This is a genomic window from Bacillus sp. FSL P4-0334 (assembly GCF_038004825.1).
Lineage (GTDB): Bacteria > Bacillota > Bacilli > Bacillales > Bacillaceae > Bacillus > Bacillus velezensis.
Window position 1 is genome coordinate 1,037,707 of the sequence record NZ_JBBORX010000001.1, and the last position, 14,794, is coordinate 1,052,500.

A 14,794-nucleotide genomic window follows, 5' to 3' on the forward strand; every position below is an offset into this window, starting at 1 on the left:
CATAGTTTGGTTTGAAGTGGAAGATACGTTATCCACAAAGGCAGAAATTCATCCCTTATTACTTTAACTTATCCACATGTGAATAACAATTAATTTTATTTCCTAAAACCTTTTTTATCAACAGCATAGACCGAAAAAGAAAAAACTTAAACGCAAAAAATGCGATTTTGCTTAGGAATAGAGCCATTTTTACCAATAAAAAAACCGAAGTTCCGATTTTACCCGGACTTCGGTTTTCTGCTATCTTTATGGGAAATAACGAGATGGCGGTACCGGCCTTCACCGGTAGAAAAAGTTTTGATATTTGGATGCTTTGACAGAGCATCATGGATGATTTTTCTTTCACCTGACGGCATCGGTTCTAAATGCACATCTTTTTTCGTTTTCGACACTTGCTTGGCCAGCCTGTTTGCCAGCTGATCCAGAATTTCTCTTCTTTTCCGCCGATAATTCTCAGCGTCGACAACGGCTTGGCGATACTGGCCTGAGCCGCGGTTCAAAACAAGCTGCGTCAATGTTTCCAGGGCATTGAGTGTTTGTCCTCTTTTGCCAATAAGCAGCGCCGCTTTTTCACCTTTAATGTGAAAACAGACTGTTTTCTTGTTTTCTTCCGTAACAATCTCAGAAGGCCCGGCAATGGAATGGATGATTTCTTCCAAATACACTTTCGCTTCATGAACAGGATTTTTTTTCTCTTCCAGTTCTACGATCGCATTCTTTTTTCCGAAAATACCCAAAAACCCTTTGTATTCTTCTTGCACCACCGTTATTTCTACTTGATCTTTCGTCAGTTGAAGTTCCTGAAGGCCTGATTGAACTGCTTCTTCGACATTCCGTCCCGCAGCAGTCACCTTCTTCACTTTTTCTTTCCTCCCGCTTTCTGCGTTTCCGGATCGTGTTTAATGTCAGGTCCTTTAATAAGGAATGTCTGAGCAATCATAAACAGGTTTCCGACTACCCAATACAGAGAAAGCGCGCTCGGGAAGTTGATCGCAAATACGATAATCATGATCGGCATAATCCATACCATCATTGCCATTTGAGGATTCTGAGTCGGATTTCCGGCCATCATCAGCTTCTGCTGGACAAAAGTGGCCACACCGGCAACGATAGGAAGAATATAGTAAGGATCCTTCTCTCCTAAATCAAACCATAAAAAGCTGTGCTGTGAAATGGCTTGCGTACGCATAATGGCGTGGTAGAATCCGATCAAAATCGGCATTTGAATCAGGATCGGGAAACATCCCGCCAGCGGGTTTACCCCGTGCTTTGAAAACAGGGCCATCGTTTCCTGCTGAAGCTTCTGCTGCGTTTTTTGATCTTTAGAGCTGTATTTTTCTCTGAGCTTCTGCATTTCAGGCTGCAGCGCCTGCATCGCTTTTGAGCTTCGAAGCTGCTTGATCATCAGCGGCAGAATCAGCAGACGAATTAAAATCGTAACGATGATGATCGATAAACCATAGTTATCGCCCGTCAGTTTCGCTACGTACGTAATGACTTCTGACAATGGATACACAACATATTTGTCCCAGAAATGCGGACTATTCGCCGTAATCGGCTCTTTCACACTCGAGCACCCGGCCAGCAGCACGAGCATACCGACCATACTCAGTAGTAACCATATTCTCCTTTTCAAGAACGTTTCCTCCTATACCAATCTTTATGAACCTTGTATGTATTTTAGCATCTTTCAGTTTCAAATGGCGTTCATTTTTCGCCAAATAAAAGGAAGCGCTTTTAAAAACGTGAAGAAAACAAAATATGAGCTATTTTGACGAAGATTTCTTATATAATGAGGTTTTTCTGAATAAGTGCTGCAGACTCTTTTTCGTTTCTTCAAAACTGAGGTCGCCGGCGGGTTTTCTTGCGATAATAATAAAATCTTTCGGCTTGAGCAGCTCTTTTTCCTCCTGAACAGCCTGTCTGATTAACCGCTTCACCCGATTGCGCACGACGGCATTGCCGATTTTTTTACTGACAGAAAGCCCTACCCGGAGCTCTTCCTGTTTCGGCTGATCAAGCGTATACAGCACGAACTGGCGGTTTGCCATAGACGTTCCGCGTTTAAACACTTTTTGAAAATCTTCATTTTTCTTTAACCGATTTCGCTTCTTCACTTTAATTCACTCCGATATTCACTCGCAGAAACTTTTATTTCTATCTAAAAAAAACGGGCCGCCGGAATACTGAAGAAATTTCTCCAGTACCGGGCGACGCATGACATCTCACTCTCTTAATGTGAAAAAAGACCACTGACATTATTCAGTGGCCTAAGCTGATAATACTTTTCTGCCTTTGCGGCGACGGCGTGCTAATACTAGACGACCGTTTTTTGAACTCATACGGCTTCTGAAGCCATGAACTTTACTGCGTTTACGGTTATTCGGTTGGAATGTTCTTTTCATTTATGACACCTCCCTCGAGGAATAGCTGTTAAAGACAGTCTTACTTATTATATTTGTGCTGCCTATTCATTGTCAACTTCAGCAGTGCTTTTATTTCTTACAACCATAATAGGATAACATACCTTAACCAGTTTAGAAACCTTATTTTTCATATTCCTTTTTTTAACGCAAAAAAAAAGCCGCGCTCCCCCGGAAAAACGACATGTGGATAATTTTTTTGCCTTTTTTTAATATCCACAGTCGTTATCGACAACATTTTCACATTGCTAACTCCTGTGGACAAAGATTTTTCAACAAGTTGTCAGGTTTGTGGATAAGATTACGAGAACCATTGCAAGTCCTCGCTTAATTTGATATTATATTTGTGTTTTAACTCTTAATTACTTATCCAGCCCATTCTCTTTATCCACAAACTGTGGATAAGTTGTGGATTGTTTTCACACAGCTTGTGTAGATTGTTGTCCACAACTTGTGGAATTTGTCGAAAAGCTGTTTTTCTACTATACTATATGTTTTCAACATTTCGTGTGTACGAATGGTCAGAGCCATATGCTCTTTTTTTGTGTTCTATAACAGGGAAAGGGCGCTGATTTTTAAAGAAAAGGAGGGCTGTGCCGGATAATGGAGAATATATTAGATCTTTGGAATCAAGCTCTAGCTCAAATTGAGAAAAAGCTAAGCAAACCGAGTTTCGAAACTTGGATGAAGTCGACGAAAGCCCATTCGCTGCAAGGGGATACCTTAACCATCACCGCTCCCAATGAATTTGCCAGAGACTGGCTGGAGTCCAGGTACTTACATCTCATTGCAGATACCATATACGAATTAACCGGGGAAGAATTGAGCGTCAAATTTGTCATTCCTCAAAATCAGGACGAAGAAAACTTTTTACCGAAACCGCAAGTGAAAAAAGCGGCAAAAGAGGAACCGTCTGATTTTCCCCAAAGCATGCTCAACCCGAAATATACATTCGACACATTCGTCATCGGATCGGGAAACCGATTCGCCCATGCAGCATCACTGGCTGTGGCGGAAGCACCCGCTAAAGCGTACAACCCTTTATTTATATACGGGGGAGTCGGCTTAGGAAAAACCCACTTAATGCACGCAATCGGCCATTATGTCATTGATCATAATCCTTCAGCCAAAGTGGTGTACCTGTCTTCTGAAAAATTCACAAATGAATTCATCAACTCAATCCGCGATAATAAAGCCGTTGATTTCCGCAACCGCTACCGGAACGTTGATGTACTTTTGATAGATGATATTCAATTTTTAGCCGGAAAAGAACAAACACAGGAAGAGTTTTTCCATACATTCAACACGCTTCATGAAGAAAGCAAACAAATCGTGATTTCCAGCGACAGACCGCCGAAAGAGATCCCGACCCTTGAAGACCGCCTGCGTTCGCGGTTCGAATGGGGATTGATTACGGATATCACACCGCCGGATCTGGAAACGCGGATTGCCATCCTGAGAAAAAAAGCGAAGGCGGAAGGCCTTGATATTCCGAACGAGGTCATGCTTTACATCGCGAATCAGATTGACAGCAACATCCGCGAACTGGAAGGGGCATTAATCCGGGTTGTCGCCTATTCATCCTTAATCAATAAAGACATTAACGCAGACCTGGCTGCAGAAGCATTGAAAGATATTATTCCGTCTTCTAAGCCGAAGGTCATTACGATAAAAGAGATTCAGCGGATTGTCGGACAGCAGTTCAACATTAAGCTTGAAGATTTCAAAGCGAAAAAGCGCACGAAATCCGTGGCGTTCCCAAGACAAATTGCGATGTATCTTTCAAGAGAAATGACGGATTCTTCTTTGCCTAAAATCGGGGAAGAATTTGGCGGCAGAGACCATACAACCGTCATTCACGCCCATGAAAAGATTTCAAAACTGCTGATTGATGACGAGCAGCTTCAGCAGCAGGTGAAAGAAATAAAAGAACTGCTTAAATAATAGTGCCCTCGGATGAATCGGGGAAAGTGTGAATAACTTTTTCATAGCCATACACAGTCTGTCCACATGTGGATAGGCTGTGTTTCCTGTCTTTTTCACAACTTATCCACAAATCCACAGGCCCTACTATTACTACTGCTATTTTTAAAATATATTAATTATATTATCCGTTAGGAGGATAAACATGAAATTTACGATTCAAAAAGATCGGTTAGTCGAAAGTGTACAAGACGTTCTAAAAGCCGTTTCATCCAGAACCACAATTCCCATTCTCACCGGTATTAAGATCGTCGCCTCAGATGAAGGAGTATCTTTCACAGGAAGTGACTCTGATATTTCAATCGAGTCATTCATTCCGAAAGAAGATGATGATAAAGAAATCGTGACGATCGATCAGCCGGGAAGTATCGTGCTGCAAGCGCGTTTCTTCAGCGAAATCGTTAAAAAACTTCCGATGGCGACTGTTGAAATCGAAGTTCAAAATCAATATTTAACGATTATCCGTTCCGGAAAAGCCGAATTTAATTTAAACGGCCTTGATGCAGATGAATATCCGCATCTGCCGCAAATCGAAGAGCATCACGCCATTCAGATTCCGACGGATCTTTTGAAAAACCTGATTCGCCAAACCGTGTTCGCGGTGTCCGCCTCAGAAACACGCCCTATCTTGACAGGTGTAAACTGGAAAGTCGAAAACGGTGAATTATTATGCACTGCCACGGATAGCCACCGACTCGCTTTAAGAAAGGCGAAGCTTGATATTCCGGAAGACAGCTCTTATAACGTGGTCATTCCTGGGAAAAGTTTAACCGAGCTGAGCAAAATTCTTGATGACAACCAAGAACTGGTTGATATCGTCATTACAGAAACCCAAGTTCTGTTCAAAGCGAAAAACGTATTGTTCTTCTCAAGATTGCTTGACGGAAACTATCCGGACACGACCAGCTTAATTCCGCAGGAAAGCAAAACGGAAATCGTCGTGAACACGAAGGAATTTTTACAGGCGATAGACCGTGCTTCTTTATTGGCGAGAGAAGGCCGCAACAACGTTGTAAAGCTTTCTGCCAAACCGGCGGATTCGCTGGAGATTTCATCAAATTCTCCGGAAATCGGGAAAGTGGTCGAAGCTGTGCTGGCTGACCAGATTGACGGCGAGGAATTAAATATTTCATTCAGTCCAAAATATATGATGGACGCACTGAAAGTACTTGAAGGAGCGGACATCCGTATCAGTTTTACGGGAGCGATGAGACCGTTTCTTATCCGTACGCCGAATGATGAAACCATCGTTCAGCTCATCCTTCCGGTCAGAACGTATTAATCAAACAGAATGTGCTGCCGGCTTAGTTCGGCAGCTTTTCTATTCATCAGCCGCTCCCTCAAGTTTTCCCTTTCCTTATTTCAGGATTTTTTAGTACAATTAGATATTAGTGATATTTGAAAGAGGTCGATAATATGGCAAATCCGATTTCGATTGATACAGAAATGATTACGCTTGGCCAGTTTTTAAAATTAGCCGATGTGATTCAGTCCGGCGGCATGGCGAAGTGGTTTCTGAGCGAGCATGAGGTGACTGTCAACAATGAACCTGACAATCGCCGCGGCAGAAAGCTTTACGTTGGAGACGTGGTCGCGATTGAAGGATTTGGTTCATTTCAAGTCGTCAATTAAAGCGGGTGACAGCGGTTGTATATCCAAAATTTAGAATTAACATCCTACCGTAATTATGAGCGCGCTGAGCTTCAATTCGAAAACAAGGTGAATGTGATCATCGGGGAAAATGCCCAAGGCAAAACCAATCTGATGGAAGCCATCTATGTCCTTTCGATGGCAAAATCACACCGCACCTCAAATGACAAAGAACTTATACGGTGGGACGAAGACTATGCTAAAATAGAAGGAAGAGTGATGAAGCGAAACGGGGATATCCCGATGCAGCTTGTCATCTCCAAAAAAGGTAAAAAGGGCAAGGTCAATCATATAGAGCAGCAAAAACTCAGTCAGTATGTCGGAGCGCTGAACACCATTATGTTTGCCCCTGAGGATTTAAATCTCGTCAAAGGAAGCCCTCAGGTGAGGAGGAGATTTCTCGATATGGAGATCGGGCAGGTTTCTGCCGTTTATCTGTATGATTTATCTCTTTATCAAAAAATCCTTTCACAGCGGAATCATTTTCTGAAACAGCTGCAAAGCCGGAAACAGACTGACCGGACCATGCTTGACGTTCTCACTGATCAGCTGATTGAAGCAGCCGCAAAAGTTGTCGCCAAACGTCTGCAGTTTACGGCGCAGCTTGAAAAATGGGCGCAGCCGATCCATTCCGGCATTTCCCGGGGACTTGAAGAACTGACGCTTAAGTATCACACGGCGCTTGATGTATCAGATCCCAAAGATTTGTCGAAAATAGGTAACAGCTACCAGGAGTCTTTTTCGAAATTAAAAGAAAAAGAAATAGAACGAGGCGTCACATTATTTGGACCGCATCGGGATGATGTCCTTTTTTATGTGAACGGACGCGATGTGCAGACGTACGGTTCACAGGGACAGCAGCGTACGACGGCTTTGTCTTTGAAGCTGGCCGAAATAGATTTGATTCATGAAGAAATCGGAGAATACCCCATTTTACTTTTGGATGATGTACTAAGCGAGCTGGATGATTACCGACAGTCCCATTTGCTTCATACGATCCAAGGCCGTGTGCAGACATTTGTCACCACGACAAGCGTGGATGGCATTGACCACGATACCTTACATCAAGCAGGAATGTTCCGTGTGGAAAACGGTACGTTAGTGAAGTGAAGAAATGAGGTGAGCGATTGTATATTCATTTAGGTGACGACTTTGTCGTTTCAACACGCGATATCGTCGGCATTTTTGACTGCAAGGTCAATGTATCGCCGATCGTTGAAGAATTTCTGGACAGACAGAAAGAAAAAGTAGTGCCGTCCGTAAACGGCACGCCAAAGTCTATCGTAGTCACGACTGAGAATATATATTACTCTCCCTTATCTTCCGGCACACTGAAGAAACGTGCGCAATTTATGTTAGAAATAGATTCTTAGCGGATCTTTACAATGAATATATCGTTTAAGAAAAGTGTAGGTGAATGTGCATGGCTATGGAACAGCAGCAAAATAGTTATGATGAGAATCAGATACAGGTATTAGAAGGTTTGGAAGCTGTTCGAAAGAGACCGGGGATGTACATCGGATCAACTAACAGCAAAGGCCTTCACCACTTGGTGTGGGAAATCGTCGACAACAGTATTGACGAAGCCCTGGCCGGTTATTGTACAGATATTAACATCGAGATTGAAAAAGATAACAGCATTACCGTTAAGGACAACGGGCGCGGAATTCCGGTCGGTATCCAGGAGAAGATGGGCCGCCCTGCGGTTGAAGTCATCATGACCGTTCTCCACGCCGGCGGTAAATTTGACGGAAGCGGATATAAAGTATCCGGCGGTCTTCACGGTGTAGGGGCGTCTGTCGTAAACGCCTTGTCGACCACTCTTGACGTTACGGTTCATCGTGACGGAAAAATCCACTATCAGGCGTACGAGCGCGGTGTACCTGTGGCCGATCTTGAAGTGATCGGTGATACTGATAAGACCGGAACGATTACGCACTTCGTTCCGGATCCGGAAATCTTCAAAGAAACAATCGTATACGACTATGATCTGCTTTCAAACCGTGTCCGGGAATTGGCCTTCCTGACAAAAGGCGTAAACATCACGATTGAAGACAAACGTGAAGGACAAGAACGGAAAAACGAGTACCACTACGAAGGCGGAATCAAAAGCTATGTTGAGTACTTAAACCGTTCCAAAGAAGTCGTTCATGAAGAGCCGATTTATATCGAAGGCGAGAAAGACGGCATAACGGTTGAAGTTGCATTGCAATACAACGACAGCTATACAAGCAATATTTATTCTTTCACGAATAATATCAACACATACGAAGGCGGGACGCACGAAGCCGGATTTAAAACCGGTCTGACCCGTGTCATAAACGACTATGCAAGAAGAAAAGGGATTTTCAAAGAAAATGATCCGAATTTAAGCGGGGATGATGTGAGAGAAGGGCTGACTGCCATTATTTCAATTAAGCACCCTGATCCGCAATTCGAAGGGCAGACGAAAACCAAGCTCGGCAACTCCGAAGCGAGAACGATCACTGATACGCTGTTTTCTTCTGCGCTGGAAACATTCCTTCTTGAAAATCCGGACTCAGCCCGCAAAATCGTTGAAAAAGGTTTAATGGCCGCAAGAGCGCGGATGGCAGCGAAAAAAGCGCGGGAATTGACCCGGCGCAAAAGTGCGCTTGAGATTTCCAATCTGCCGGGCAAACTGGCGGACTGTTCTTCTAAAGATCCGAGCATTTCCGAGCTGTATATCGTAGAGGGTGACTCTGCGGGCGGATCAGCGAAACAGGGACGGGACCGTCATTTCCAAGCTATTCTGCCGCTGCGCGGTAAGATTCTGAACGTTGAGAAAGCCAGACTTGATAAGATTCTCTCAAACAATGAGGTCAGATCAATGATCACGGCCCTCGGAACAGGAATCGGAGAAGATTTTAATCTTGAAAAAGCGCGTTATCATAAAGTGGTCATCATGACGGATGCCGATGTTGACGGCGCCCACATCAGAACGCTTTTATTAACGTTCTTCTACAGATACATGCGGGAAATCATCGAAAACGGCTATGTCTACATTGCCCAGCCGCCGCTTTATAAAGTGCAGCAGGGAAAACGGGTGGAATACGCTTATAACGATAAGCAGCTTGATGAGCTGTTAAAAGAGCTTCCGCAATCACCTAAGCCCGGCCTCCAGCGTTATAAAGGTCTTGGAGAAATGAACGCGACTCAGCTTTGGGAAACGACAATGGACCCTGCGACCAGAACGCTTCTGCAAGTCAATCTTGAAGATGCAATGGACGCTGACGAGACTTTTGAAATGCTGATGGGTGACAAAGTAGAACCGCGGAGAAACTTCATAGAAGCAAACGCCAGATACGTAAAAAATCTTGATATTTAACCAAGAAAGCCTTATTTTCGTTAAGAAATAAGGCTTTTTTCTCAAAGCGGCTTCTAAAGCCTCTGAAAACCCGCAAAACCCGTATATTCTACTAAATTAATGTGTATAAACACAAGTTTATTGATATAATGGAGAATAGTGAAATCGTATTGAAGATCATAATGGACAATCTACTCCCACATTATTTCATGTGATACTTCAGGGAGGTTTTTTTAATGAGTGAACAAAACACACCACAAGTACGTGAAGTCAATATCAGTCAGGAAATGCGGACATCCTTCCTGGACTATGCAATGAGCGTTATCGTATCCCGGGCGCTTCCGGATGTGCGTGACGGTCTGAAGCCGGTTCACAGACGGATTTTGTACGCGATGAATGATTTAGGCATGACCAGTGACAAACCATATAAAAAATCTGCCCGTATCGTCGGTGAAGTTATCGGTAAGTACCACCCGCACGGTGACTCAGCGGTTTACGAATCAATGGTCAGAATGGCGCAGGATTTTAACTACCGCTACATGCTTGTTGACGGACACGGCAACTTCGGTTCGGTTGACGGCGACTCAGCGGCCGCGATGCGTTACACAGAAGCGAGAATGTCAAAAATCGCAATGGAAATCCTTCGGGACATTACGAAAGATACGATTGATTATCAAGATAACTATGACGGCGCAGAAAGAGAACCTGTCGTCATGCCTTCGAGATTTCCGAATCTGCTCGTCAACGGAGCTGCCGGTATTGCGGTCGGAATGGCGACAAATATTCCTCCGCATCAGCTTGGGGAAGTCATTGAAGGCGTACTTGCCGTAAGTGAGAATCCTGAGATTACAAACCAGGAGCTGATGGAATACATCCCGGGCCCGGATTTTCCGACTGCAGGTCAGATTTTAGGCCGGAGCGGCATCCGCAAGGCATATGAATCCGGACGGGGATCCATTACGATCCGGGCTAAGGCTGAAATCGAAGAGACATCATCGGGAAAAGAAAGAATTATTGTCACGGAACTTCCTTATCAGGTGAACAAAGCGAGATTAATTGAAAAAATCGCAGATCTTGTCCGGGACAAAAAAATCGAAGGAATTACCGATCTGCGTGACGAATCCGACCGTAACGGAATGAGAATCGTCATTGAGATCCGCCGTGACGCCAATGCTCACGTCATTTTGAATAACCTGTACAAACAAACGGCCCTGCAGACGTCTTTCGGAATCAACCTGCTGGCGCTCGTTGACGGACAGCCGAAGGTACTAAGCCTGAAACAATGTCTGGAGCATTATCTTGATCACCAAAAGGTTGTGATCCGGCGCAGAACGGCTTACGAACTCCGCAAAGCGGAAGCGAGAGCTCACATTCTGGAAGGTTTAAGAATTGCTCTCGATCATTTAGATGCCGTTATTTCTCTTATCCGCAATTCCCAGACGGCTGAAATTGCGAGAACAGGTTTGATCGAACAATTCTCACTGACTGAAAAACAAGCGCAAGCCATTCTGGATATGCGCCTTCAGCGATTAACCGGTCTGGAGCGCGAAAAGATTGAAGAGGAATATCAATCACTTGTTGCGCTTATCGCCGAGCTGAAAGATATTTTAGCCAATGAAGCAAGAGTTCTTGAGATCATCCGTGAAGAACTTAATGAAATCAAAGAGCGTTTCAATGATGAGAGACGCACTGAAATCGTGACGTCCGGTCTTGAAACAATTGAAGATGAAGATCTTATCGAGAGAGAAAATATCGTCATCACACTGACCCATAACGGCTATGTTAAACGTCTCCCGGCGTCCACATACCGCAGCCAAAAACGGGGCGGAAAAGGCGTACAGGGAATGGGAACGAATGAAGATGACTTTGTGGAACACTTAATTTCCACATCAACGCACGATACGATCCTGTTCTTCTCTAATAAAGGGAAGGTATACCGTTCTAAAGGATATGAAATCCCTGAATACGGCCGTACGGCAAAAGGCATTCCGATTATTAACCTTCTGGAGGTTGAAAAAGGCGAATGGATTAATGCTATTATTCCGGTCAGCACGTTTGATGAGGAGCAATACCTCTTCTTTACGACCAAACAAGGGGTGTCGAAACGTACGGCACTGTCCCAGTTTGCGAATATACGGAATAACGGGCTGATCGCCCTAGGTCTCCGGGAAGACGATGAACTGATGGCCGTCCGCCTGACTGACGGCAAGAAACAAATCATCATCGGAACGAAGAACGGTTTGCTGATCCGTTTCCCTGAAGCAGATGTAAGACAAATGGGACGCACAGCTGCGGGTGTTAAAGGCATCACGCTGACAGACGATGATGTCGTTGTAGGCATGGAGATTCTTGAAGAAGACTCCCACGTCCTCATAGTGACAGAAAACGGCTACGGCAAACGCACGCCGGCTTCAGAATACAGAGTTCAAAGCCGGGGCGGAAAAGGCCTTAAAACATGTAAAATCACTGACAGCAACGGTCCGTTAGTAACCGTGAAAGCAACAAAAGGCGAAGAGGACTTAATGATTATTACGGCAAGCGGCGTGTTAATCAGAATGGATATTAATGATATCTCCACTACGGGACGCGTAACACAAGGCGTCCGTCTGATCCGCATGTCTGATCAAGAGCATGTAGCCACTGTGGCGCTTGTGGAAAAGAATGAAGAAGAGCCGGAAGAAACGGAAGAAACGGAAGAAGTATAAACGTAGAAGCGCAGCTGTAGCAGGCTGCGCTTTTACTATATAAAGAAATGAAAAAAAGCTTTGACACATAGTGATGATGCTGATATAATCATTTTTGTTGTCTTTTTAATAGAAAGGCAAGCCTAGCGAAAATATTTTTTAAAAAAGTATTGACCTAGCAAACTGAAAATGTTATGATTAAGAGGTCGCTTCGAGAGAAGCAACAAAGTTCTTTGAAAACTAAACAAGACAAAACGTACCTGTTAATTCAAAGTTTTAAATAAATCGCACAGCGATGTGCGTAGTCAGTCAAACTACTTTATCGGAGAGTTTGATCCTGGCTCAGGACGAACGCTGGCGGCGTGCCTAATACATGCAAGTCGAGCGGACAGATGGGAGCTTGCTCCCTGATGTTAGCGGCGGACGGGTGAGTAACACGTGGGTAACCTGCCTGTAAGACTGGGATAACTCCGGGAAACCGGGGCTAATACCGGATGGTTGTCTGAACCGCATGGTTCAGACATAAAAGGTGGCTTCGGCTACCACTTACAGATGGACCCGCGGCGCATTAGCTAGTTGGTGAGGTAACGGCTCACCAAGGCGACGATGCGTAGCCGACCTGAGAGGGTGATCGGCCACACTGGGACTGAGACACGGCCCAGACTCCTACGGGAGGCAGCAGTAGGGAATCTTCCGCAATGGACGAAAGTCTGACGGAGCAACGCCGCGTGAGTGATGAAGGTTTTCGGATCGTAAAGCTCTGTTGTTAGGGAAGAACAAGTGCCGTTCAAATAGGGCGGCACCTTGACGGTACCTAACCAGAAAGCCACGGCTAACTACGTGCCAGCAGCCGCGGTAATACGTAGGTGGCAAGCGTTGTCCGGAATTATTGGGCGTAAAGGGCTCGCAGGCGGTTTCTTAAGTCTGATGTGAAAGCCCCCGGCTCAACCGGGGAGGGTCATTGGAAACTGGGGAACTTGAGTGCAGAAGAGGAGAGTGGAATTCCACGTGTAGCGGTGAAATGCGTAGAGATGTGGAGGAACACCAGTGGCGAAGGCGACTCTCTGGTCTGTAACTGACGCTGAGGAGCGAAAGCGTGGGGAGCGAACAGGATTAGATACCCTGGTAGTCCACGCCGTAAACGATGAGTGCTAAGTGTTAGGGGGTTTCCGCCCCTTAGTGCTGCAGCTAACGCATTAAGCACTCCGCCTGGGGAGTACGGTCGCAAGACTGAAACTCAAAGGAATTGACGGGGGCCCGCACAAGCGGTGGAGCATGTGGTTTAATTCGAAGCAACGCGAAGAACCTTACCAGGTCTTGACATCCTCTGACAATCCTAGAGATAGGACGTCCCCTTCGGGGGCAGAGTGACAGGTGGTGCATGGTTGTCGTCAGCTCGTGTCGTGAGATGTTGGGTTAAGTCCCGCAACGAGCGCAACCCTTGATCTTAGTTGCCAGCATTCAGTTGGGCACTCTAAGGTGACTGCCGGTGACAAACCGGAGGAAGGTGGGGATGACGTCAAATCATCATGCCCCTTATGACCTGGGCTACACACGTGCTACAATGGACAGAACAAAGGGCAGCGAAACCGCGAGGTTAAGCCAATCCCACAAATCTGTTCTCAGTTCGGATCGCAGTCTGCAACTCGACTGCGTGAAGCTGGAATCGCTAGTAATCGCGGATCAGCATGCCGCGGTGAATACGTTCCCGGGCCTTGTACACACCGCCCGTCACACCACGAGAGTTTGTAACACCCGAAGTCGGTGAGGTAACCTTTTAGGAGCCAGCCGCCGAAGGTGGGACAGATGATTGGGGTGAAGTCGTAACAAGGTAGCCGTATCGGAAGGTGCGGCTGGATCACCTCCTTTCTAAGGATTTTAACGGAATATAAGACCTTGGGTCTTATAAACAGAACGTTCCCTGTCTTGTTTAGTTTTGAAGGAACTTTGATTCTTTCATATGGTAGATGGGCCTGTAGCTCAGCTGGTTAGAGCGCACGCCTGATAAGCGTGAGGTCGGTGGTTCGAGTCCACTCAGGCCCACCATCTTTACCCAATACGGGGCCTTAGCTCAGCTGGGAGAGCGCCTGCTTTGCACGCAGGAGGTCAGCGGTTCGATCCCGCTAGGCTCCACCAACGTGTTCTTTGAAAACTAGATAACAGAAGTAATTCACATTCAATTAGTAATGCAAGATATCACGTAGTGATTCTTTTTAACGGTTAAGTTAGAAAGGGCGCACGGTGGATGCCTTGGCACTAGGAGCCGATGAAGGACGGGACGAACACCGATATGCTTCGGGGAGCTGTAAGCAAGCTTTGATCCGGAGATTTCCGAATGGGGAAACCCACCACTCGTAATGGAGTGGTATCCATATCTGAATACATAGGATATGAGAAGGCAGACCCGGGGAACTGAAACATCTAAGTACCCGGAGGAAGAGAAAGCAAATGCGATTCCCTGAGTAGCGGCGAGCGAAACGGGACCAGCCCAAACCAAGAGGCTTGCCTCTTGGGGTTGTAGGACACTCTGTACGGAGTTACAAAGGAACGAGGTAGATGAAGAGGTCTGGAAAGGCCCGCCATAGGAGGTAACAGCCCTGTAGTCAAAACTTCGTTCTCTCCTGAGTGGATCCTGAGTACGGCGGAACACGTGAAATTCCGTCGGAATCCGGGAGGACCATCTCCCAAGGCTAAATACTCCCTAGTGACCGATAGTGAACCAGTACCGT

11 protein-coding genes, 2 tRNA genes and 2 rRNA genes (1 of these 15 cut by a window edge) are annotated in these 14,794 nt (G+C 45.6%); 11 read left to right on the forward strand and 4 right to left on the reverse strand.

The window, feature by feature from the left end; all coding sequences use genetic code 11:
- Nucleotides 1-218 precede the first annotated feature (218 nt).
- The 4 genes from jag to rpmH all read right to left on the reverse strand — a co-directional run bounded on the left by jag (nucleotide 219) and on the right by rpmH (nucleotide 2,405).
- Nucleotides 219-860 (reverse strand): RNA-binding cell elongation regulator Jag/EloR, encoded by a 642-nt coding sequence (gene jag / locus NSQ37_RS05295; RefSeq protein WP_015240992.1) that lies wholly within the window; start codon nucleotides 858-860, stop codon nucleotides 219-221.
- Nucleotides 857-1,606, reverse strand: a complete 750-nt coding sequence (gene spoIIIJ / locus NSQ37_RS05300; protein WP_007409906.1) for a YidC family membrane integrase SpoIIIJ — start codon at nucleotides 1,604-1,606, stop codon at nucleotides 857-859. The genes jag and spoIIIJ overlap by 4 nt, the downstream gene beginning before the upstream one ends.
- Nucleotides 1,607-1,766: 160 nt before the next feature.
- The gene (gene rnpA, locus NSQ37_RS05305) at nucleotides 1,767-2,117 is read right to left on the reverse strand and encodes a ribonuclease P protein component (RefSeq protein ID WP_004392944.1); all 351 of its coding nucleotides are present in this window, start codon (nucleotides 2,115-2,117) and stop codon (nucleotides 1,767-1,769) included.
- 153 nt (nucleotides 2,118-2,270) lie between these two features.
- Complete coding sequence (rpmH, locus tag NSQ37_RS05310; RefSeq protein WP_003178075.1) at nucleotides 2,271-2,405, reverse strand: 50S ribosomal protein L34; 135 nt, start codon at nucleotides 2,403-2,405, stop codon at nucleotides 2,271-2,273.
- A 621-nt stretch (nucleotides 2,406-3,026) separates the two neighbouring features.
- On the opposite strand from rpmH, the gene dnaA reads away from it, so the two are divergent.
- The 11 genes from dnaA to NSQ37_RS05365 form a co-directional block, all read left to right on the forward strand.
- The gene (gene dnaA / locus NSQ37_RS05315) at nucleotides 3,027-4,367 is read left to right on the forward strand and encodes a chromosomal replication initiator protein DnaA (RefSeq protein WP_007409908.1); all 1,341 of its coding nucleotides are present in this window, start codon (nucleotides 3,027-3,029) and stop codon (nucleotides 4,365-4,367) included.
- A 184-nt stretch (nucleotides 4,368-4,551) separates the two neighbouring features.
- Nucleotides 4,552-5,688: a DNA polymerase III subunit beta gene (gene dnaN / locus NSQ37_RS05320; RefSeq protein ID WP_007409909.1), complete on the forward strand. Its 1,137-nt coding sequence runs from the start codon at nucleotides 4,552-4,554 to the stop codon at nucleotides 5,686-5,688.
- Between the two features lie 134 nt (nucleotides 5,689-5,822).
- Complete coding sequence (rlbA, locus tag NSQ37_RS05325; RefSeq protein WP_004392910.1) at nucleotides 5,823-6,038, forward strand: ribosome maturation protein RlbA; 216 nt, start codon at nucleotides 5,823-5,825, stop codon at nucleotides 6,036-6,038.
- 15 nt (nucleotides 6,039-6,053) lie between these two features.
- Nucleotides 6,054-7,166, forward strand: coding sequence for a DNA replication/repair protein RecF (gene recF / locus NSQ37_RS05330; RefSeq protein ID WP_007409910.1), 1,113 nt, complete (start codon nucleotides 6,054-6,056; stop codon nucleotides 7,164-7,166).
- A gap of 17 nt (nucleotides 7,167-7,183) precedes the next feature.
- Nucleotides 7,184-7,429 carry an extracellular matrix regulator RemB gene (gene remB / locus NSQ37_RS05335; RefSeq protein WP_004392908.1) on the forward strand — a complete coding sequence of 82 codons (246 nt, stop codon included), beginning with the start codon at nucleotides 7,184-7,186 and terminating at the stop codon, nucleotides 7,427-7,429.
- Between the two features lie 56 nt (nucleotides 7,430-7,485).
- Complete coding sequence (gene gyrB, locus NSQ37_RS05340; RefSeq protein WP_011996153.1) at nucleotides 7,486-9,402, forward strand: DNA topoisomerase (ATP-hydrolyzing) subunit B; 1,917 nt, start codon at nucleotides 7,486-7,488, stop codon at nucleotides 9,400-9,402.
- A gap of 215 nt (nucleotides 9,403-9,617) precedes the next feature.
- Nucleotides 9,618-12,086 (forward strand): DNA gyrase subunit A, encoded by a 2,469-nt coding sequence (gene gyrA, locus NSQ37_RS05345; protein WP_032870831.1) that lies wholly within the window; start codon nucleotides 9,618-9,620, stop codon nucleotides 12,084-12,086.
- Nucleotides 12,087-12,384: 298 nt separating this feature from the next.
- A 16S ribosomal RNA gene (locus NSQ37_RS05350) occupies nucleotides 12,385-13,934 on the forward strand.
- Between the two features lie 100 nt (nucleotides 13,935-14,034).
- Nucleotides 14,035-14,111, forward strand: a tRNA-Ile gene (locus tag NSQ37_RS05355).
- A 14-nt stretch (nucleotides 14,112-14,125) separates the two neighbouring features.
- Nucleotides 14,126-14,201, forward strand: a tRNA-Ala gene (locus NSQ37_RS05360).
- 82 nt (nucleotides 14,202-14,283) lie between these two features.
- Nucleotides 14,284-14,794 (forward strand): 23S ribosomal RNA (locus NSQ37_RS05365); it runs 2,419 nt beyond the window's last position.
- The 16S and 23S rRNA genes sit together here with 2 tRNA genes alongside, the layout of an rRNA operon.